The following is a 24,207-nucleotide window of genomic DNA, read 5'->3' on the forward strand; positions in this document are numbered from 1 at the left end:
TTAGATCTAGCAGCAATTTGATTTTGTATTATTAAAAAATGTATTTAATTCGCTTTGAACTTCAGTCCAGCGTTCTATATTAATACAATAACACATGCTTTTTCCTTCTATTTCACCTTTAAGTAACCCAACACTTTTAAGTTCCTTTAAATGCTGAGAAATAGTAGCCTGAGCTAATCCAATTTCTTCAACTAAATCATTACAAATACACGAGTTTTGCTTACTTATATGTTGTAAAATGGCAACTCGGGCAGGATGACCAAGCACTTTAAAAAACTGTGCTAAATCATTTTGTCTTTCGTTGAATATTTGTGACTTAGTAATCCCCATGCTTATTATAATTATATATTGCAATATTACGATAATAAAATTAACTATCAAAAAAATAATTAAAAAATAGAAGTTAAAAACGCCTATAAATCAATTGATTTCCTTTTATAGTTGGTAGCAATTTGACCAACTCGTCCCTTAAAAAGAACAATTCAGTAACTAAATCTTTCAAAAATAAAATTGTAACCCGAATTTTATATTGAATTAATATCTATTGATAATGCATGACTATGTCAACACACCACTTGGTTGGTTCCATTTTATAACAGCATTGATTTCAATGCTTTCAGGCACATACGTTTTATTTAAACCAAAAGGAACACAATTACATAAACAGATTGGATATTTATATGTCTTATCAATGATTTTGGCGTGTGGTTCGGCATTGGGAGTTTATAATATTACAGGTAATTTCGGAGTTTTTCACACCTTAGCAATTGTCGGACTTTTGACTTTGTTTCTTGGAATTTCACCACTTTTCTTGAAAACCATTAATAGTAAATATAAAATTTTTCATGTATGGTTTATGTATTATTCTGTACTAGGGCTTTATGCAGGATTTATTTCCGAATTAACTTTAAGAATACCGGAAAAACCCTCATATAGTATGGTAGGGATAACTTCAGTTGCTGTATTTATATTTGGCTCATTTTTTATATTTTTTAAAGAGAAAACATGGAAAAGTAATTTTAAATATTAAAAACACCCCCAGCAACATGTATAATTGCATTAAGCCTCTACTTGAACTATGCTGCAACGAAATGCATCATTTGTCATAGTATTTGCTCCATATGAAATAACACTATTTAGAATGATAAAGTATTTTTATCTTGTACCTTCCTAAATTCCGACATTCAAAACAGGAAGACACTATTCAATGGCTAAAAAACTAATATATTGTATTATTGTTTCGATCGTCTCAACCATTCATCTATGGTCGCAACAGTTAGTTGAAAACTATAAATTTGTTAGCATAAAAGAAGGTATTTCTAAAGTGGGCGTATTTACAATAACGCAAGATGATGCGGGATTTATATGGCTTGGGACTAATGGTTCTGGACTTTACAGGTTTAATGGAATAGATTACGATTCCTATAAACATATTTTAAACGATTCGACTTCAATTAGCAGCAGTTTAGTTTATTCTTCATTCTTAGATCACAAAAAACGACTTTGGTTTGGCACAGAAGAAGGTTTAAACTTATACGATAAAGAAAAAAATCAGTTTAAGAGAATCCCTATTTCAAATGCCAATAACGATAGAACAAACAGCTCTATTAGAAGTTTGGCTGGAGACCAAAAAGGGAATCTTTACATAGGAACATATGAGCACGGTTTCTTTAGACTTAACCTTAATACCTTTAAAATAGAATCCATAGCCATAAAGGGTTTTAGCTTTACAAACTCATTAAATATCAATACTTTAGCTTTTGATAAAAATGACAAACTATACGTCGGAACAGACTTAGGACTTGGTGTATTAAACTTGATGGGAGATACTCTTATACCTGCCGAATTTAATGCGAGCAACGAAGAATTATTAACTGGTAAAGCTATACAGTCTCTTCTTTTTGGTGAAGACAACGACCTTTGGATAGGTACAGTATCTGATGGGTTAATTCATGTTAGTCAAACGTCGAATAAACCAGAAAACAATTATATAATTTCACAAATTGGGATAACAGATAATATGATTTTTTCAATCATTCAGTTATCTGATAATACCATAATGTGCGGAACAGAAAATGATGGTCTATTTCACATCGGAAGCAATGAAAGAGTTTTAAGAAATTACAAAACGAACAAATCAGACAATGAAAGCTTATTATCTAATTCTATATGGTCACTTTTTTTAGACAAAAACGAACGTATTTGGATGGGGTACTACAACAAAGGCGTGTCGTTTTTTGATAAATTATACGATAAGTTTCATCATGTTGAAAGTATAAAAAACACTCCAAATTCGCTCCAAATACCTTCAGTTACTTCTATTACAAAAGATAAGGCAGACAACTTATGGATCTGTATGGACGGTGGTGGTATTGATATTTTTGATATAAATACAAACGAATTCACGCATATTAACAAACTTAATAATCAAACTTACAAGGGGTTAACAAGCGACTATATTGAAAATATATTTGTTGATAGCAATGAAAATATATGGGTAGGAAGTTGGGATCAAGGTCTTTTTTATTTGAAAAAAGGAACTAGAACTTTTGTGAATTTTAATATTGAAAATTCTAATGGACAATTGCAGTCCAATACAATTATGAGCATCGCTGAAGACTCTAAGGGGATAATTTGGTTAGGCACATACTATAAAGGCCTGCATTCTTTCAACCCAAAAACCAATGAATTCAAATATTATAATTCTAAAGCATTTACCGAAAATAATTTGTCCAACACTAATGTTGGAAAAGTCTTAGTCGATTCTGAAGACGACCTATGGCTAGGAACAGTTAGAGGCTTATTTAAGGTTAATAGAAACCCTAATAATGGAGAAATTACGGTTGTTTCGCATCGCTCAAGAATGTCTCAGGCTTATAATAATCATACAAGTGCCAATCATATATTGTCACTTCATCTATCAGACGACCAAACACTTTGGATAGGAACTAGAGGTGCTGGTTTATGCCAATACGATATTTCCAAAAACGCCTTTACTTGGTATAACAATACAAATGGGTTAATTGAAGATAATGTATGCGCCATTGTAGAAAGCCTAGATAAAAGTATTTGGTTAGCCGGAAATTCTGGTATTACTAAGTTCAATCTTAAAAACTCAAGTTTTACTAATTATACCACGCATGACGGGCTTCTTTCAAATGACTATAATATAAATTCAGCATTTAGAGACGATTCTGGTAATCTGTATTTTGGTAATTTTCAAGGTGTAGATTATTTCAATCCGGACAAAATTGAAATCAACAAAAACTTACCCTCCTTATATCTATCAGGTTTTAAACTGGCTAATAAAGATGTTGTCCCCGGATTAAAAGATTCTCCTATACAAAAGGTTATATCCGAAACAGATAGTATTTCCTTAAATAGTAGTCAATCGGTTTTCACCATTGAATACGCAGGCATTAATTATACAAGGCCAGAAGAAAATGAGTATGCTTATTATTTAGAAGGTTATGAGACCGATTGGAATTATGTGGGTAAAAACAGATCTGCCACATATACAAACTTAGATCCAGGTGACTATGTTTTTAAATTAAAGGCATCTAATAACGACGGTATTTGGAATGAAACACCTTTGAATTTAAAACTAACCGTTCTACCTCCCTGGTGGAAAACAACATTAGCTATCTATTCGTACATTATATTGATTCTCTTGGGCGTTTTCTTATTAAATAAGATGACTCAAAGCAGACTAAAAGAAAAACAGACTATACAGAATGAACGTATAATACGTAAACAAGAAAAAGAATTGAATGAAAAGAAGTTTCAATTCTTTACTAATATCTCTCATGAATTTAGAACACCTTTAACCTTAATTCTCAGTCCACTTAAAGACATTCTAAAAGATCAAAACCTCAATTTACCCGAACGTGTTAAGGAAAAGCACAATGTTATTTATAAAAATACAGATAGACTTTATAGACTCATCAACGAACTTTTAGATTTTAGAAAGCTCGAATTAAGTAAAATGAATATTCGCGCTAAAGAACTAAATCTCATGAATTTTTCAAATGACATATTAAGTCATTTTAAGGAAGAAGCCTTAAATAGAAACATTCAGCTTAGTTTGGACGCCGACATAAAAGATTTAACAGTTTGGGCCGATGAAAGTATGCTTGAAAAGATAATATTCAATTTACTTTCAAATGCAATTAAAATAACACCAGATGGAGGGCTAATTAATATTAGTACACATTATAATGACTCCCCTATTCTTTTACCATTAGTACATAAAACTACTCCTGTTAAAACCGTAGAAATAGATATTTCTGATACGGGTCCAGGCTTAGACAAAGATCAATTAAGTAAAATATTTGAAAGGTTTTATCAGGTTGAACAAATGAATAAAACCTATTATGGTAGCACAGGTATTGGCCTTGAGGTGGTTCAGAATTTTGTTCAATTACATAAAGGAAAAATTGAAGTTGAAAGTGTTAAGGGCGAAGGGACAACTTTTAAAGTTATTTTTCCGGCAGGTAACTCACACTTAAGTGAAGAAGAGATATCCATGGAAAAAGCACAAATAACCTCTCAAAAAGATCAATTTGAAAGAACTAACACCTCATCAAGCAATAAAACTAAAACCCCTGAAAATTTAGAAAAAACTGAAGTCGCAGGCAATCAGACCTTGCTTATCGTAGAAGACAATGTAGAACTAAGAAATTATTTAAAAACTGAGCTTAAACAAATTTATAAAGTTATAGTAGCCAATAACGGCAAAGAGGGTTTGCAAATGGCGCAAGAACACCTTCCTAATATTATTCTTACTGATGTTATAATGCCCGAAATGAATGGTCTAGCGTTTTGTCAAAACATAAAAAAAGATTTGCGAACAAGTCATATCCCATTATTAATGTTGACTGCCAAAGCAAGAATAGATGACCGTATTGAAAGTATTCAATTTGGCGCTGATGCATATATGGTTAAGCCTTTTGATATGCGTTTACTTAAATTAAGGTTAGCACAGCTAATTACAAGTAGACAACTTATTTTCAATAAATACTTCAGTGTCATTTCAGATGTTCCAGCAAATGTTAATACCAGTTCTTTAGATAAGGAGTTTATCGATAAGGTTCTGAATTATATAAATGAAAATATTGGTAATCCCGATTTAAGTGTTGAACTTCTAGCATCTCAACTGCACCTTAGTAGAAGTCAATTCTATAGAAAAATTAAAGCTTTAACAAACCAAACGGCAAATGAGTTTCTACGAAATATTAGATTACAAAAAGCTAAACAAATAATAGAGTATGGCAATTCAAATATTAGTGAGGTTTGTTATTTAGTTGGGTTCTCTTCACCATCATATTTCACGAAATGCTTTAAAAGTAGTTTTGGTATGTTACCAACCGAGGTCGCAATCAAAGAAGTATAACAATTCGTTTGGATACTGATTCCTTTATCAAGGGCACGCCTTCCAAACAAATAACACTTTTATTATTCCAAAGTTATATTCGCAACATAATTACACATAAATTTCATCCATAATATCATAACTAATTGATTATAAATTCTATATGAATGATAATTTTGTAGCACCGCTTATTACAAATGTTGTAAATCATATGTATTAAGCACTTTTTGCATCATACCTTTTATTAATCGCTTAATAATTCCCAAAACTCTATTTAATAAATATTTAACATTGACATATGAAAAAACAAAGAAGCAAATGGAGTCAAATTGGTGAAGTAATTTTAATAGCAGCAATTGTAGGTCTTTTCGTTTTCTTAGTGATTTTTATTTTTTAATAGCATAACATATTTAATGAAAAAACTAAACTATTTACTAACTTAAACTATTTAATATGACAAAACTAAAACTAACGATCATTACGTTGGCAATGATTTTTACACAAATCGGTTTTTCGCAAACTAAAACTGTATCAGGGGTAGTAAGCGATGAGTCTGGTGTGCCTATACCTGGTGTTAGCGTCATTGTTTCAGGATCGCAGAATGGATCGAGCACAGACTTTGATGGTAACTATACACTTGAAAATATTGGTGAAGATGACCAACTAATATTCTCTTATGTTGGGATGTCTTCCCAAACAATCACAGTTGGTGGTCAAACAACAATCAACGTTTCATTAAAGGAATCTCTAGAGGCCTTAGATGAAGTCGTTATTGTAGGTTATGGAACAACCACAAGACGCAAAGTAACTGGTGCTATTTCATCTGTTGATTCAGATGCCATAGTAAGAACTCCCGTAGTCTCAGCTGATCAAGCCTTGCAAGGAAATGCCGCAGGGGTTACTGTAACAAATGCAGGATCTCCAGGAACAAATCCGCAAGTTCAAATTCGTGGATTACAAACGTTTGGAAATAGTCAACCGTTATATGTTATTGATGGTGTTATATCTGGAGGGCTAAATGAAATAAACCCGAATGATATTGAAACGATGGATGTTTTAAAAGATGCATCTACAGCAGCAATATACGGTTCGCGAGCATCAAACGGGGTTGTTATGATTACTACTAAAAAAGGTAAAGCAGGTAAAACTCGAGTAACTTTAGACACTTATATCGCATCTCAGTCAACTCCTAAAACCTTAGATTTATTAGACACCAATCAGTTTGCTCAATTCACTAGCGAGACTTTTGGGCAACCAAATAGATATTCCGCAGATCCAGAATCAACACAAGTAAATACCGATTGGCAAGATGCAGTGTTTAGATCTGCTACCATGAAAAATATTAATGTTGGTGCTTCAGGAGGTAGTGATCATGCTAATTTTGCAATTTCTGCTGGATACCTAGATCAAGAAGGAATTATTATTTCAACAGGCTTTAAAAGAGCATCTTTAAGAGCAAACAGTGAGTTCAAATTAGGTGACCGATTTAAAATTGGTCAAACATTATCTGTTGCCGACTCTTATCGCCAAAATGAAGAAAATAGTGGAGGCAGAAGTTTAATGGAGCATATGATGAAATCATTACCATATACTCCTGTTTATAATGTTAACAACCAACCAGGAGGCTATGGCGGTACAGATACCACACTTGATAATGGTTCTGATGCCGAAAATCCAGTTAGGATTCAACAGCTACACACAAATGAAACGGACCAAACTAAGATTTTAGGTTCAATCTATGCATCCTATGATATTATTGAAGGGTTAACATTCAAAGTACAGTATGGTTTTGACAGAGCCACTACAGAGAATAATATTTTCAGACCATCTTATAATGAAGGTATAAATAATAGACCAGCTGCTTTTATACAACAAGGCACAAACACCTTCAGTTCTAACAACTTTACAGGATCTTTAAACTACTCAAAAACGTTTAATGAAAACCATAATCTAAACTTATTATTTGTTGCGGAAGAGTTTAATAGTTCTGCAAGAAATACGTCTGCTCAAAACTCAAACCCTATTACTGATGCTATTCCAATTGTACAAGGAGCGGGGCAAGTTAACAATGCATTGTTTGAATATGCGTTGGTGTCTTATATAGGAAGAGCAAATTATGACTATAAAGGCAAGTATATCTTAACCGCTTCCTTAAGACGTGATGGTTCATCAAGATTCGGTTCTAATAATAGATGGGGAACATTCCCTTCAGTTTCTGCTGGTTGGGTATTATCTGAGGAAGATTTCTTAAAAGATTCTAACAGTATTAGCAATATGAAATTGAGAGCATCTTGGGGTGTAACGGGTAATGATGGATCAAATGATTATGTATATTCATCAGGATTAGTTTCAGGGTATAATTATGTAGGATTTGGCTATAATGACGGATGGTCAAATTTCGGTGCTGCAAATCCCGATTTAAAATGGGAGGAGTCTACACAATCTAACATTGGACTTGATTTAGGCTTTATGAACAATGCACTAACATTATCATTAGAGTATTACAATATTGAAAGTAAGGACATTATTGTTCCAATACCAAATGTGGCATCAGATGGCCTTGGAGCTGGATTTACTCAGAGAAATGGAGCTACTGCTGAAACTAACGGTTTTGAAGCCAGTATTGGTTATAATCACAATAACGGTGGTGATTTCTCATGGTCTGCAAGTATGAACTTAGGAACGGCAAAAAATAAAGTGACTGATTTAGGTGAAAGTCTAGAATTTATTGAAAGTTCAACGTTTGAAGGTGAGAATCTGCAAAGAATTACTAAAGGTGAATCATTGTTTTATTTCTACGGTTTGCAAACAGACGGATTATTTCAAGAAGGTGATGACACTAGCGCTCAACCAAACGCTGGACCTGGAGATATTCGTTTTGTAGATAATTTCCCAGATGGTGTAATTGACAGCAAAGACAATGTTAAAATTGGAGATCCGCTTCCTAATTTTACTTATGGTCTTAACCTTTCTGCAAATTACAAACAATTTGATTTCTCCCTATTCTTTACAGGAGTTAGTGGAAATGATATTTATAACACCACGACTTACGACCTTGAGGGTATGACTAGATTATTCAATTCAGGAACTGCAGTCCTTAATAGATGGACACCTCAAAACAACAATACATCTGTACCTAGGTTTACAGCAGATCATTCAGATAATGTAAATAGATCAGATCGTTTTATTGAAAATGGAGCATACTCTAAACTAAGAAACTTAACCATTGGTTATAGTTTAAGTGACCAAGTTCTAAATAAAATAGCCAAAGGCTCATTATCAAAGTTTCGGGTGTATTTATCAGGCCAAAATCTTCTTACTATTACAGATTATTCAGGATACGATCCTGAGATTGGCGGAAGTACAATTACGGATGGCCAATTATCTAATGCAGCTGGTATTGGTATTGACCGAGGAAATTACCCACAACCTAGATCTATAATTGCTGGATTACAATTAGCATTTTAATAAAAAAACAAGAAAAGAAATGAAGAAATTTAAAATCACATTTATGTTAGCTTTTGTTGCATTTGCTTTTGGTATCATAGCATCTTGTAATGAATCTGACTTGGAAAAATCGGATCCTAATCAATTACAACCTGATACATTTTTTCAGACTAGCACCCAATTAACGGCAGCTACAAATGCAGTTTATGCATATCTACAAGATGTTGGAAACTATGGTAGATATCAGTTTTACATTAATGATAATGTAGGAGGAGAAAACTATGCTGCCGGAAACCTGGAGGCTGATAAAGTTCAAATGATAAATAGAGATGTTGATGAAGCTAATAATGGCAACAATCAATTTTGGCAACATAATTATCAGGGTATTGGACGTGCCAACTTTCTAATAGCCAATGAAGATAAATTTAACCCAGATATCCCCTCCGCTGAGGCACAATCAAGATTAGGAGAAGCACGCTTTTTACGAGGACTCTACTATTTTAATATTGTAACCAAATATGGTGAGGCACCGTTAGTTTTAGATTTAGAAACGGTTCCAGGAGGAAGACCAAAATCGACCGTAGCCGATATTTATTCAGCTATTATTTCTGATCTCCAGTTTGCAGCTTCAAACCTTTTACCTAAAGGCACTCAGGAAACGGGAAGAGCAACATCTGGTGCTGCAAATGCTTTGTTAGGTAAAGTACTATTGCAAAATGGAGATGCTGCCGGTGCTAAAGCAGCATTGGCTAATGTAAGCGGATATACTCTTATGGATGATTATAGAGATAATTTTACAGATGCCAATGAGCATAACGATGAAAGTATTTTTGAAGTAAATTATGATGAGTCTACTGGACCTGGAGATTCTTGGAACCAAGATGGTAGAGGAAATTCTGAAACTACTTTTAGAGCCCAAGAATATTCTGGTTGGTATAACGTAAAGCCTAGTGAAGATTTATTAAATGAATATGAAGACGGCGATACACGTTTTGCAGCAAATTTCTATTCCATTGACGATAGTTATAATGGAACCATGACTAACACCTACAATAATGGAGAAAGCACATTTGAGTCCGGAGGAATAGGTCCTGATGACAATCCAGCATGGCGGAAATACCAAAACCTAGATAATAGAGCTTCTGAAACCACTGATAGTGGAATTAACGCTAGAGTATTACGTTATGCAGATGTATTACTTATGAAAGCTGAAGCCGAAATTCGTTCAGGAGGTTCAGAATCAGTGGCCTTAGGATTTATAAATGAAGTTCGTACAAGACCTTCAGTCTCATTACCTGCCATAAATGTTTCTGGAACTCAAGCCATACTCGATGCCATAAAGCACGAACGTTGGGTGGAGCTTGCTGGTGAACAATCAAGATGGTTAGATTTAAAAAGATTTGATAACGATAGTTATTTGATGCCAATTCCTAATGTGGAATTGCAAGCAAATACCAACTTATAAGTTTTATTTTGATTTAGTTTAATTTGTTTAGAGAGTAGAAAGAAAACTTGTATAACTTTGGTTGTGCAAGTTTTCTGAGTTTAAAAATAAAACACATTAATGAATAAATACACCTTCTTAATATTGATATTGATTTTCACTTCTTGCTCTAAAAGTAATAATCATAATATGCAATTTTCATTGGTTGCATCCAATAAATCTAATATTTATTTTAATAACCAACTTACTGAATCAGACAGCCTTAATTATTTTAACTACCCATATATATACATGGGAGGAGGTGTTGCCGTTGGTGATTTTAATAATGATAACTTACAAGACCTCTATTTTACAGGAAATATGGTTTCCAATAAACTCTATTTAAATAAAGGTCATTTAGTTTTTGAAGATGTTAGTAAATCAGCCAATATTGAAATGGATAACTCCTGGTACTTAGGTGTTACAACTGTTGATATAAATAATGATGGATGGTTAGACTTGTATTTAAGTGTTTCAGGAAAAACAACCTCCTGCCCTAATAAACTTTTAGTTAATCAAGGAAAAGATGCTAATGGTAATATTTCTTTTAAAGAAGAAGCTCAAGCATATGGCATTGCAGATAAAGGCCACAGTACTCAAAGCACTTTTTTCGATTATGATAATGACGGTGATTTAGACCTATATGTAGCAAACTACCCCATTACTCCTTTCAGTACCACACCCGATATATTTAAAAAACACATCCAGCATGCTTCATCTATTCATTCTAATCACCTATATGCAAATAACGGAGATGGAACATTTAAAGATGTTACAAAAGCAGCCGGAGTTTTGTCGTATAGTCTTTCTCTAAGCGCAACCATAAGTGACCTAAACAATGATGGGCTCAAAGACATTTATGTAAGTAACGATTTTGCTAGTTCAGATTTCTGCTATATAAACAATGGAAATGGTACTTTTAGGAATACGCTTGAACAATCTACAAAGCACACGGCTCTCTATGGGATGGGGGCAGATATCGCCGATTTTAATAACGATGGGCATCTTGATATTTTCCAAGTGGACATGGATGCTTCAACAAATAAACGTTCCAAGGCTAATATGGCTAGTATGAATCCTCAAGTATTTTGGGATACTTATAACTCGGGGCTATATTATCAATACATGCATAACTGTCTTCAGCTAAATACAGGAATACAAACACCAGATGGCAATCCTATTTTTAACAATATTTCTAGAATTGCAAATATCTCTTCTACAGATTGGAGCTGGGGCCCACTATTTGCTGATTTAGATAACGACGGTTGGAAAGATGTTTATGTCTCAAACGGAACAAGAAGAGAAATTAATAATACTGATTTTTTTAATAAAATTAAAGAAGAAAGATCTGCTTTTGCTAAAAAGCCCACTCCAAACAATGCTCTTAAAAAATCGCTAAGCATCCCTTCTGAGAAAACGGATAACTTTGTGTACAAAAACTCAAAAGATTTGACTTTTGAAAAAATAAATAAACAATGGGGGTTAATTTTTGAAGGGTTTACAAATGGGGCTACATATGCTGATTTAGATAATGATGGTGACTTAGAAATTATTTTAAATAATATTGATGATAAAGCTGTTATTTTTAAAAACAATAATATTGAAAACAAAAATTCGATAGCTTTAAAGTTCACTGGTCCAACCTTAAACCCCAGAGGTATAGGTGTTAAATGTACTGTAATTTCAAAAGAGATAAAACAATTTCAAGAATTAACTATAGAACGTGGGTATTTATCGGCCGTTGCTCCAATTTTACATTTTGGCTTAGGAAATAATAAAGTAATAGATACATTACTGGTTGAATGGCCTGATGGGAAATCTCAAATTATTAATAAGGTTAAGCCAAACCAGACTCTAGTTATTGAATACTCAGAAGCTATAAATCTTCCAAAAACAAAAAGAAGCAGTCCGAAATCAAAGTATTTTGATTCAAAAATTAGCAACCTAGATTCCTTATATAAACACAAAGAAAATGATTATGATGATTTTACTAAAGAAATACTACTACCTCATAAAACATCAACTTTTGGCCCTTATGTTTCAGTAGGAGATCTCAATAACGACCAGCTCGAAGACTTTATAATAAGTGGAGCTTCTAAGCAAATGAGTGGATTATTCTATCAAAACAAAAATGGCTCTTTTGATAAGGAGGAATTTGATTTTTCAGAAAATCAACTACAAGAAGATATGGGGTCTCTAATTTTTGATGCAAATGATGATGGCAATATGGATTTATACATGGTAAGTGGTGGTAACGAATTTGACCCTCATTCTGAACTGCTACAAGACCGTTTATATGTTAATAACGGCAATGGCGTTCTATCTATTTCTCACAATGCACTGCCGGAAATAACATCGAGTGGATCTCGAGTTTACAATTTTGATTTCGATAATGATGGAGATGACGACCTACTCGTTTGCGGCCGCTTAGTTCCACAAAATTACCCTTCCCCTGCTAAATCTTATATTCTAGAAAATATCAGCACAAAAAATAAAGTTAAATTTAAGAATGTAACAGCCAATATACTACCTGAATTTGAAAACTTGGGCTTGGCAACATCAGCTTCAATTGAAGATATAGACGGTGACGGTTGGCATGATATAGTAATCACTGGTGAATGGATGCCTATACGTGTATTTCGAAATAATTCGGGTAATGAGTTTATAGAAATATCTCAAAACCTAGGCTTAAATAACTCAACCGGATGGTGGTTTAGCCTTTCAAGTGGCGATTTTGATAATGATGGAGATATTGATTTTATTGCAGGAAACCTAGGATTAAATTACAAGTACAAATCTTCAGATGATGAAACATTTGACATTTATTTCAATGATTTTGATAATAATAACAAAGGAGATATTGTGCTAAGTTATTATAATGAAGGTAAAAAATACCCTGTTAGAGGCCGTTCCTGCTCTTCCCAGCAAATAGGAGCTATTAAAAATAAATTTAAATCTTATAATGAATTTGCTGAAGCAACTCTAGTCGATGTTTATGGTAAAGATGAGCTTGAAAACGCATTACATTACCAAGTAAATACCTTTGCAACATCATACATTGAAAATAGAGGTGATAAATTTATTTTACATGCCCTACCTAATGAGGTGCAACTATCGAGTATAAATCAAATCATTGTACAAGACTTTAATAGTGATGGTAATCTTGATGCCATAGTTGCAGGTAATTTATATGGTTCTGAAATTGAAACACCAAGAAACGATTCTGGCACAGGAGTTTACTTGTCTGGACAAGGAAACGGTACGTTCAAAGCCTTGTCTATTGAGGAAAGTGGATTCTATGCCCCAAAAGATGTTAAAGACATGGCCCTTATAAAAGTGGGAAACAAACAAAAAGTTATAGTTGCTAATAACAATGATTTTGTGAAATTTATTTCTGTTAAAAATTAAGCGATAAAACTATTATGAATATCAGAAAAGATAAATACTTTCTTATTCCACTTTTTCTTGTACTTCTGAATTCATGTAAAGATGAAATCTCCGAAACCATCGTTGAAAAAAAGCAAACTCTATTTAGTAAAATGGAGGCGTCAAAAACAGGAATTACATTCAACAATACCATAAGTGAAAACCTAAATAATTTTTTTGTGGTATATAACTATGCTTACAACGGCGGAGGTGTGGCTATAGGTGATATTAATAATGATGGTCTAGCCGATATATATTTCACCGGAAATCAGGTAGAAAATAGACTTTACCTCAACAAAGGCAACTTTCAATTTGAAGACATTACAAAAAAAGCTGGAGTAGCTGGTCACTTTGGTTGGAATAACGGAGTGGTTATGGTCGACATAAATGGTGATACGCTGCTTGATATTTACGTATGTCGTGGTGGTTGGAAAGGATCAAATACCGAACGTGCTAATTTGCTTTTTATAAATAATGGCAATTCAACTTTTACCGAAAGTGCAGCGAAGTATGGTATTGCAGACATTGGCTTCTCAATGATGGCCTCATTTTTTGATTTTGACAATGATAACGATTTGGATTTGTACATCATTAATCGTCCACAGAAATTTAATCTTTCTCACAATGGTATTGCCAAAGGCAGAAAAGACCAGCATCCGCTTTTCAGACATAAATTATACGAAAACAATAACGGCATTTATAAAGAAGTTGGATTAGAATCGGGAATTGACCAAACCTTTTCATATGGCTTAGGCTTGGTCACTTCAGACATAAATAATGATGGATTCTCAGATGTTTATATAGCTAACGATTATTTTGAGAGTGATTACTTCTTTAAAAATAATGGTAATAAAACCTTTACTCAAGATATTAAATCAATGACCAACCATGTAGCCTTTTACGGTATGGGCGTTGATGTTGTAGACTTTAATAATGACGGGTATGAAGACCTTATAGAACTAGAAATGACACCGTCTGATCATGAACGAGCTAAAATGAATATGGCGAGTATGGATGTAGAAGGTTTTAATAGAATATTAGACCATGGCAATCACTATCAATACATGCATAATATGCTTCAAATTAATAATGGCAATGGTTTTTTTAGTGAGATAAGCCAACAAGCTGGTGTTGCAAAAACAGATTGGAGTTGGTCTTGTTTAGGTAGTGATTTTGACAATGATGGTCACAGAGATCTATTTATTACCAATGGGTTTAGAAGAGATGTTTTTGATAAAGATGCAACAACAACGTTTATGGCTTACTTAAAATCTGATGAAAAGAAAAGAAAATCAAAAGTAGAAAACCTGAACTATATCGTTAATTTATTTAATGAAAATAAAATCTCAAATTATATCTATAAAAACGAAGGAAATTTAAAATTTACATCTAAAGTTGACGATTGGGGTTTTAATGATGTTAGTTTTTCCAATGGCGCTGCTGTTGGGGATTTAGATAATGATGGGGATTTAGATTTAGTAGTGAATAATATAAACGACCCCGCATTTATCTATAGAAACAACAGCGAAAAAGAAGGATATAATTATTTAAAAGTCAAACTCAATGGTCCAAAACAAAATACCGTAGGTCTTGGAGCTAAAATCACATTATATTATAAGGATAGTATTCAATACCACGAACTCAAAAATGTTAGAGGTTACTTATCGTCTGTTGATCCAATAGCCCATTTCGGATTAAAGAAAAGAAACAAGGTAGATTCTATTAAAGTTCGCTGGCCAGATGGGAAACTTAGCAGTTCATATAATGTTGACGTTAATAAAACGCTTGTTATTGATTACCAAAATTCAAATAACAAAAACCAGCTTGACTCTGCGCAACCTAAGGATCCTGTATTGATTGATATCACCGACAAGGCATTTGTAAGAGCATCCGCAATACATCAAGAAAATGAGTTTAATGATTTTAAGGACCAAATATTGTTGCCTCACAAACTTTCAACGGAAGGTCCAACTATAGCCGTTGCCGATGTTAACAACGATGGCTTAGAAGATTTTTATTTAGGTGGTTCTGCCTCTTTTGAAGGACAGCTATTTCTTCAGAAAAAAGATAAAACCTTTTCCAAATTAACTCAACCAAGTTTTAAAACAGATAAAAGTTTTGAAGATACTGCATCTATTTTTTTTGATGCCAATAGTGATGGTTATCAAGATTTGTATGTGGTAAGTGGTAGTAACGAGTTTGGAGAAGGTTCTGCAATGTTGCAAGACAGATTGTATTTGAATAATGGAAAAGGACAATTTAGTAAATCAAGTAACCTACCAAAAATCCTTACTAGTGGTGGTTGTGTCATACCATTAGATTACGATAATGATGGTGATTTAGATTTATTTATAGGAGGTAGGTTGGTTCCAAAAAAATATTTAAAAACACCAAGAAGTTATATTTTAAATAACGACAAGGGCCTGTTTACGGATGTCACGTCGCAAATAGCACCTAGCATTCAAAATATTGGGATGATTACCGATGCTACATGGGTAGATATGGATAACGACCATAAAAATGAATTAATAATTGTTGGCGAGTGGATGCCTATTAGTGTTTTTAAATATAAAAATGGTGGTTTTCATCAAGCGCAGATGCCCGCATTAAAAAACTCTAGTGGGTGGTGGAATTGTATCATCTCCAAAGATATTGATCAAGATGGTGATTTAGATTTTGTTGTTGGAAACTTGGGCGAAAATTACAAGTTCAAGGCTTCACCAAAAAAACCTTTTTATGTTTATGTTTCAGATTACGATAATAACGGTACAAATGATGTGTTTTTAGCCAAACCCTATAAAAACAAAATTGTTCCAATACGAGGAAAAGAATGCTCAACACAACAGTTACCAGGTTTATCTGAAAAATTTAAAACTTATAGCGAATTTGCACAGGCAGATATCGCTACTATTTTAGATGATTCAGATGAAAAATCACAAAAACACGAAGTGCAGTTGTTTCAATCCGTACTTCTTAAAAACAAAAATGGACAATTATCCATTCAGCCCTTACCCTATCAAGCACAATATTCAACTATTCAGGATGCCGTTATAAAAGATTTTAATAAAGATGGTATTCAAGATATACTTGTGGGAGGCAATAAATTTAATGTAGAAATTGAAACGACAAGGGCAGATGCGTCGATTGGTTTATTATTAAATGGCGACGGTCATTTCAAGTTTAAACCTTCTGCAACGCGTTCCAGTGGTGTATTCTTACCAAAGAACGTTAAGACTCTTAAGGCAATTCGTTTAGGGCTAGAAACCGAAAAAGCAATACAAGGTGTTTTGGTAGGCGTTAACGATGCTAGTATTCATTTGCTAATAGAAAACCCTAAATCAGCTAAAACTTCTACTAATTAGATATTTTTTCTTCATTATGAAACCAATATTAATAGGACTTTTAATTTGTTTTAATCTATCCTGTTTAGCCCAAGACAAGAACATATTCAAAATTAATAAACAAGAGTATCTTGAAAAACAGGGAGCTAATGTTATGCTTGCTCATGACTTTTATCCTGAAAGTCATCAAGGAGGTGTTGGTATTATTCAAAACGGAATTCGTATCGCTACAAATGGAGATTTAAGACTAGAACCTACGCCTGGACAGTGGCAGTCTGTACCTAAAGTTGGAGAACGCTTGGTAAACAAAGAGGCGCAAACCATTAGTGTAACCATGCAGTACCCTGATGCTAGTAAAAAAACGGGGTTTAATCCTATTAAATATCCTGAATTAGAACTTTCATATACGCTAAGTGTAAAGGCGGAAGGTACTTCTTTTAAGATTATTGTTGACCTAGATAAACCTCTTCCTTCTGAATGGATTGGCAAAGTAGGTCTGAATATTGAATTATTCCCTGGTGAACTTTTTGGGAAATCTTATTACATGGATAACCATTTTGGGATATTTAATAGGCAAGCCAATGGTCCTGGCTATTATGATAATGATAATCAGTACCAAATAAAACCTATGGCTTCTGGCACTGAATTAGCCATTATTCCAGAAAACGAAAACCGAACGCTACTTATTAAAAGCCTTCAAAATAACACTTTGGAACTTATTGATGGAAGGGCCCAACATAATAATGGATGGTTCGTTGTACGCTCATTAATTCCTGAAGGTGCAACAAAAAATGCTATAGAATGGTTAGTAACCCCAAACACAGAAGAAAACTTCATTTATAACCCAGTGGTTCAGGTATCTCAAGTAGGATATCATACTACCCAAGAAAAAATAGCAGTAGTAGAAACAGACCTTAATGATACTCGTATTGAAAACATCAAATTATATAAAGTAAACCATACTGGCGGACTAGACGAAATCAAATCAGAGACTCCAAAAAACTGGGGTAAATTCTTAAGATATAATTATTACCATTTTAATTTCTCTGACGTTAAGGAATCTGGAATGTACGTCCTAAAATACAGGACGTTCACAACGAACCCTTTTCAAATCAGTAAAACCATTTTTAATAGACATATTTGGCAACCCACCTTAGAGTATTTTTTACCTGTTCAAATGTGTCACATGCGCGTTAATGATCGCTATAAAGTTTGGCACGGCCTCTGCCATATGGATGATGCAAGAATGGCACCTACCAACACGAATCATTTTGACGGGTATGAACAAGGCACTACCACCTTAACAACCTATAAATCTGGGGAACATGTTCCATGGCTAAATATTGGCGGTTGGCATGATGCAGGCGATTATGATTTGCGCATTGAATCTCAAGCATCAACTATTCAAGGGCTCTCGTACATTTATGAATTGTTTGATGTTAATTATGATAATACAAGTATAGACCAAATCTCCAAAGTAGTAGAGATTCATAAACCAGATGGCAAACCTGATGTTTTACAACAAATTGAACATGGTGCGCTGTCTATTATTGGCGGTTATAAATCTATGAATCGTTTCTATAGAGGAATTATTGTGCCCACTAAACGTCAATATGTATTGCTTGGAGACCCCGTTAATCATAGCGATAATTTAATATATTCTAAGGATATTAATAATGAAGAAGATCTTTCTAATTTTAAAAACAACAACGGGAAAAACCTCCTATTTAGCCCTGAAAGTGAGTCTATTGAAAATGGCGAATTAGGAGCACCTGACGATCGTTGGGTGTTTACGGAAAATAACCCAAGAAGGACATATAATACAGCTGCAGCCTTAGCTGCTAGCTCTAGAGTCCTAAAAATGTACAATGACAGTCTTTCTATTCAGTGCTTAAATATTGCTAAAACTGTTTGGACCAAATCAGAAAGTGATAATCCTAAATTAAAAATAGCATTGGCGATTGAGCTATTAAAAACTACAAAAGAGAAAACGTATCATAATTTTCTAGAATCCCAAGAGCAATATATCATAGAAAATATTTCTGATTTCGGCTGGTTAATAGGTCCTGTGTTGTCTTTAATTGAAAATCAAGAATTTAATGCTAACATCAAAGCGGCTGTTCAGGTCTACCTAAAAGACATTGAACAATTAGGCAAAGAAACCCCTTATGGCGTACCATATAAGCCTAATATTTGGGGAGCCGGTTGGGGCATTCAAAATTTTGGTGTACAGCAGTATTTCTTGCATACATCTTATCCAGAAATTTTTCCGAAAGCATATATGTTGAATGCCATGAACTTTATTTTAGGAGTACATCCAGGTGTAAACACCTCTTCGTTTGCTTCGGGTGTGGGAGCTAGATCACTAACACAAGCTTATGGAGTCACCAGAGGAGAACGTTCATTCATCCCAGGAGGTATTGGATCTGGAACGGCTTTAATTAGACCTGATTTCCCCGAGCTATTAGAATGGCCTTTTTTATGGCAACAAACCGAATATGTGTTAGGGGGAGGAACTACGGATTATATGTTTCTTATAATTGCCTCCGATTACTTATTAAACAAATAATTTTCCATAGTCATCAATATAACCTAATTTAGAAACTAAAATTCATTATGAAATCAAATACTACCATAGCGCTTTTTATTCTTGGAATAATTCATGTTTCTATAATTGGATGCCAATCAGACCTAAAAATGACACCCAACGAACATAATAATGCTGTTGAAACCAAATTAGATTCTTTGTTAGCTCTCATGACACTAGAGGAAAAAGTTGGTCAAATGAATCAATACAACGGGTTTTGGGAAGTTACGGGACCTGCTCCTAAAGATGGGGCTGCTGCTAAAAAGTATGAGCATTTACGGAAAGGGTTGGTTGGTTCCATGCTTAATGTGAAAGGCGTTAAAAATGTTGTTGAAGTTCAAAAAATTGCTGTTGAAGAAACACGATTAGGTATACCCCTAATAATAGGATTTGATGTGATACATGGCTATAAAACTATGAGTCCGATTCCCTTGGCTGAATCTGCAAGTTGGGACTTAGAGGCTATGAAAAAATCTGCAGCAGTTGCTGCCGATGAAGCAGCTGCTTCTGGCATCAATTGGACATTTGCTCCTATGGTTGATATTTCAAGAGATGCACGCTGGGGAAGAGTTATGGAAGGTGCTGGAGAAGATCCCTTTTTAGGAGCTAAAATTGCAGAAGCCAGAATAAGAGGTTTTCAAGGTGAAGATTTATCAACCAACAGTACTATAGCCGCCTGTGCGAAGCATTTTGCAGCTTATGGTTTTGCTCAAGCAGGGCGTGATTACAACACCGTAGACATTGGTACTTCCACGTTATTCAATCAAGTATTCCCTCCTTTTAAAGCTGCCTCAAAAGCAAAAGTAAAAACGTTTATGAACGCATTTAATATTCTAAATGGTATTCCGGCTACCGGAAATTCGTTCTTACAGCGAGATATTTTAAAAGGTGAATGGGGCTTTGAAGGTTTCGTAATATCTGATTGGGGTTCACTCAAGGAAATGATACCTCATGGTTATGCTAAGGATTTGACTCAAGTTGCAGAAATTGCAGTTAATGCCGGCTCAGATATGGATATGGAATCTTATGCCTATGTTGAAGAGTTGGTTAAACTTGTTAATGATGGTGTAGTTAAAGAATCACTAGTTGACGATGCGGTAAAACGTATACTTAAAGTAAAATTTGAGTTAGGCTTATTTGATGATCCTTACAAATATTGCTCAATAGAAAGAGAAAAAACTATTGGAAGACCAGAGCTGCAAGAAGCGGTTTTAGATGTGGCCAAAAAATCAATTGTGCTATTAAAAAACGAAAACCAACTACTTCCTCTTAAAAAAAATGGACTTACAATAGGTTTAATTGGTAGTTTGGCAGGAGATAAAGATAGTCCGCTTGGTAGTTGGCGTGCTGCGGCTGAAAGTAATTCAGCTGTTTCTGTTTTAGAAGGATTACAGAAGTATTCAGGTAACACCATACACTACGATAAAGGCGTTGATGTACTCACACAAAACCCTGGTTTCTTGATGGAAGCTGAGGTTAGTTATGACAAAAGTGGTTTTAAATCAGCGATTGCAACGGCAAAAAAATCGGACGTAGTTATTATGGTGTTGGGTGAACATGGTTTTCAAAGTGGTGAAGGTAGAAGTAGAACTCAAATTGGATTACCAGGAGTACAACAAGAATTATTGGAAGAGATTTATAAAGTCAATAAAAACCTAATTCTAATTTTAAATAACGGTAGGCCATTAGCTATTCCATGGGCCGCAGAAAATATACCTTCTATAGTAGAGGCATGGCATTTAGGTACTCAGAGCGGAAATGCCATTGCAGAAGTGCTGTATGGTGATTATAATCCGAGTGGAAAATTAACCATGTCATTCCCAAGATCTGTAGGTCAGGTGCCTATTATGTATAACAGATATAACACAGGAAGACCCATTAATGCCGAAGCTAATGTGTTTTGGTCTCATTATTCTGATGAATTAAACGAACCTCTTTTTCCTTTTGGTCATGGTTTAAGTTATTCAACGTTTAAATATGAAAACTTGATTGTAAACTCTAACTCCAAGAATGAAATAACGGTATCTGTTGATATTACAAATACAAGTAAAATTGAAGGTAAGGAAGTTGTACAAGTTTATATTCATGATTTGGTAGCTAGTGTGGCACGACCTATTAAGGAGTTAAAAGGATTTGAATTAATTAAATTGAAGGCAGGCGAAACTAAAACTGTTTCATTCGTTTTGAGCAAAGAAGAATTAGGATTTTACAACAATATTGGAAAATGGGTAGTGGAATCTGGAGATTTTAAAATATTTGTCGGGGGGAGCTCAGAAACTCGCTTGGAAACTCACTTTACATATACTAATTAATGAAAAACTAATCAGGATAAGATTGAGTCAAAAAACTAAGTTTAGTACTACTTAATATTTACTATTTTCTTTTTACTAATGTTATTGGATGCATTTCCGACATAAATATCGTATTTACCAGATTCAAAATTCCACGCCGATAATTCAGTGTCATAATATTTCAACTTAGAAATATCAATTGAAATCTTTACTGTTTTCGTTTTTCCTTTTTGAAGGAACACTTTGGTAAAACCTTTAAGTTCTTTTTTAGCTCTCTCAATTTTAGAATTTGGTTTCCCAATATAAACCTGAACCACTTCAGCGCCCTCTATTTTACCAACGTTCTTAACATCGCAGCTAATTTCAATAACCTCGTCTCTCTGATAAGACTTTTTATTAATCCCTATATTTGATAACTCAAAGTTTGTATAGGAACCTCCATACCCAAAAGCAAATAGTGATTCTATTTTTTTTGTTTCGTGCCATCTATATCCAACTAAAATATCATCTTTATAATACTGATTTACTCCATCTCCAGGGTACGACATCTCCCCAAAATAATGTGCAGAATTATCTTTTAGATGTTTAGGGAATGTAAACGGTAATTTCCCTGAAGGGTTTACTTCTCCCGTAATTACATCGGCAATAGCATTTCCTGCCACACTACCTAAATACCAACATTGCATAAGCCCTTTTGTTTTAGACAGCCATGGCATATCAATAGCATTACCAGAAACTAAAATAATTCCTAAATTTTTATTTACTTCATAAATATCATTTATAAGGATATCTTGATTAAATGGCAAACCAAACTCCTTTCTATCATCACCTTCACAATCTTGTGAATTACTTTTGTTTAATCCTCCAATAAACAAAACTATATCTGCTTTTTGAGCTACATCAATAGCTTTGATTTTCAATGAATCTGCATTTAATTTCCCAGGTACAACTCTGCTATATTCAGAAGGTCCAGATTCATAACCCATTGTATGAAGTATAGCCGCATTTTTGAAACGCTTTTTAATACCATCTAAGGGAGATATTTCAAATTTAGGTTTTAATTCAGATGAACCACCTCCCGCAGTCATTGATCTAGTAGCGTTTTCTCCAATAACTGCTATGGTAAGACTCCTATTATCCTGAATTGGGAAAAACTGCTCTTCGTTTTTCAATAAAACTATTCCTTCGGTAGCAACTTTATATGCAACCTCAATATGTTCTTGATTATTTACTCGTCCTAATGGTCTGCTAGAATTCATATTAGTGCGGAACATTAATCTTAAGATCCTTCTTGCTTTATCATTTACAATAGATTCCGGAATTTCCCCTTTTTTAAGTTTCTCTAAAAATGGATTTGCTAGATAATAATAGTCGTAATGGTTTTCCTTATTTAGTCCTAGGCCATCTGTACCTGTTCCCATCTCAATATCTAAACCATATAAAGCAGACTCCATTGTTGAATGTGCAGCACTCCAATCACTAATTACTACTCCGTCAAAATTCCAATCATCCTTTAAAATTTTGTTATTAAGCAACTCATTATGCGTAGCATATTGACCTCTAACTTTATTATATGCACCCATTATAGACCAAACGCCTGCTTCTTGAACTGAAGCCCTAAAAGCTGGCAAATAAATCTCATGTAACGCTCTATCACTTAACTCGACATTTATAAGGGATCTCCAATGTTCTTGATTATTCAAAGCATAATGTTTAACACATGCTGCAACACCATTTTCCTGAACGCCTTTTATATAAGGTACTGCCATAACTGAAGCTAAATAAGGATCTTCTCCCATATATTCAAAATTCCTTCCATTAAGTGGCGTTCTATAAATATTAACTCCAGGGCCAAGTAACACATCTTTTTCTCTGTATCTAGCTTCTTCTCCAAGACTAAAACCATATTGTCTTGCTAAATCAGGACTGAACGTTGAAGCCAGACAAGTAAGTGCTGGAAAAGCAGTAATAGAATCGTTCGTCCAACCAGCATGATTCCAAGAGTCCCAACTAATTTCGGCTCTTACACCATGTGGACCATCAGCCATCCATATTTCAGGTATACCTAACCTAGAAACACCTTTAGTGCTGAATTTTGATTGTGCATGGCATAAATCAACTTTTTCCTTTAAAGTAAGTTGACTTAAAATAGAATCGATTTTCTTCTCAATACTATCATTGCTCTTTTGAGCATTTATATGGATTGAAAACAATAAAAATGCACTTATATATAATTTAATGTACTGCTGCTTACTTTTCAT

General features: G+C 34.0%; 10 protein-coding genes. 8 read left to right on the top strand and 2 right to left on the bottom strand.

Annotation, left to right across the window (positions count from 1 at the left end; all coding sequences use genetic code 11):
- Positions 1-6: 6 nt before the first annotated feature.
- Entirely contained in the window at positions 7-330 is a 324-nt protein-coding gene (locus Q0857_RS02530; protein WP_298531656.1) for a helix-turn-helix transcriptional regulator, read from the bottom strand.
- 220 nt (positions 331-550) lie between these two features.
- On the opposite strand from Q0857_RS02530, the gene Q0857_RS02535 reads away from it, so the two are divergent.
- The 8 genes from Q0857_RS02535 (at position 551) to bglX (ending at position 21,967) form a co-directional block, all read left to right on the top strand.
- Positions 551-1,030 (top strand): hypothetical protein, encoded by a 480-nt coding sequence (locus tag Q0857_RS02535; protein ID WP_298531658.1) that lies wholly within the window; start codon positions 551-553, stop codon positions 1,028-1,030.
- Between the two features lie 177 nt (positions 1,031-1,207).
- Positions 1,208-5,392, top strand: coding sequence for a hybrid sensor histidine kinase/response regulator transcription factor (locus Q0857_RS02540; RefSeq protein ID WP_298531662.1), 4,185 nt, complete (start codon positions 1,208-1,210; stop codon positions 5,390-5,392).
- A 432-nt stretch (positions 5,393-5,824) separates the two neighbouring features.
- Positions 5,825-8,839: a TonB-dependent receptor gene (locus Q0857_RS02545; RefSeq protein ID WP_298531665.1), complete on the top strand. Its 3,015-nt coding sequence runs from the start codon at positions 5,825-5,827 to the stop codon at positions 8,837-8,839.
- A gap of 19 nt (positions 8,840-8,858) precedes the next feature.
- Positions 8,859-10,283: a RagB/SusD family nutrient uptake outer membrane protein gene (locus Q0857_RS02550; RefSeq protein WP_298531667.1), complete on the top strand. Its 1,425-nt coding sequence runs from the start codon at positions 8,859-8,861 to the stop codon at positions 10,281-10,283.
- 168 nt (positions 10,284-10,451) lie between these two features.
- Positions 10,452-13,709 (top strand): VCBS repeat-containing protein, encoded by a 3,258-nt coding sequence (locus Q0857_RS02555; RefSeq protein ID WP_298531668.1) that lies wholly within the window; start codon positions 10,452-10,454, stop codon positions 13,707-13,709.
- 14 nt (positions 13,710-13,723) lie between these two features.
- A complete protein-coding gene (locus Q0857_RS02560; RefSeq protein ID WP_298531671.1) occupies positions 13,724-17,089 on the top strand; it encodes a VCBS repeat-containing protein in 3,366 nt (1,121 codons plus the stop codon).
- Between the two features lie 16 nt (positions 17,090-17,105).
- Positions 17,106-19,637 carry a glycoside hydrolase family 9 protein gene (locus Q0857_RS02565; protein WP_298531674.1) on the top strand — a complete coding sequence of 844 codons (2,532 nt, stop codon included), beginning with the start codon at positions 17,106-17,108 and terminating at the stop codon, positions 19,635-19,637.
- Positions 19,638-19,684: 47 nt separating this feature from the next.
- A complete protein-coding gene (gene bglX, locus Q0857_RS02570; RefSeq protein ID WP_298531676.1) occupies positions 19,685-21,967 on the top strand; it encodes a beta-glucosidase BglX in 2,283 nt (760 codons plus the stop codon).
- Between the two features lie 47 nt (positions 21,968-22,014).
- Here the strand turns inward: bglX and Q0857_RS02575 are convergent, their stop codons facing one another.
- Entirely contained in the window at positions 22,015-24,207 is a 2,193-nt protein-coding gene (locus tag Q0857_RS02575; protein ID WP_298531679.1) for a glycoside hydrolase family 3 protein, read from the bottom strand.

The sequence above is a fragment of the uncultured Algibacter sp. genome (assembly GCF_947495925.1).
Classification (GTDB): domain Bacteria; phylum Bacteroidota; class Bacteroidia; order Flavobacteriales; family Flavobacteriaceae; genus Algibacter_E.

Coding starts and splice junctions, on each gene's coding strand:
- Q0857_RS02530 (WP_298531656.1), bottom strand. CDS start 330: ATGGGGATTACTAAGTCACAAATATTCAACGAAAGACAAAATGATTTA.
- Q0857_RS02535 (WP_298531658.1), top strand. CDS start 551: ATGCATGACTATGTCAACACACCACTTGGTTGGTTCCATTTTATAACA.
- Q0857_RS02540 (WP_298531662.1), top strand. CDS start 1,208: ATGGCTAAAAAACTAATATATTGTATTATTGTTTCGATCGTCTCAACC.
- Q0857_RS02545 (WP_298531665.1), top strand. CDS start 5,825: ATGACAAAACTAAAACTAACGATCATTACGTTGGCAATGATTTTTACA.
- Q0857_RS02550 (WP_298531667.1), top strand. CDS start 8,859: ATGAAGAAATTTAAAATCACATTTATGTTAGCTTTTGTTGCATTTGCT.
- Q0857_RS02555 (WP_298531668.1), top strand. CDS start 10,452: ATGCAATTTTCATTGGTTGCATCCAATAAATCTAATATTTATTTTAAT.
- Q0857_RS02560 (WP_298531671.1), top strand. CDS start 13,724: ATGAATATCAGAAAAGATAAATACTTTCTTATTCCACTTTTTCTTGTA.
- Q0857_RS02565 (WP_298531674.1), top strand. CDS start 17,106: ATGAAACCAATATTAATAGGACTTTTAATTTGTTTTAATCTATCCTGT.
- bglX (WP_298531676.1), top strand. CDS start 19,685: ATGAAATCAAATACTACCATAGCGCTTTTTATTCTTGGAATAATTCAT.
- Q0857_RS02575 (WP_298531679.1), bottom strand. CDS start 24,207: ATGAAAAGTAAGCAGCAGTACATTAAATTATATATAAGTGCATTTTTA.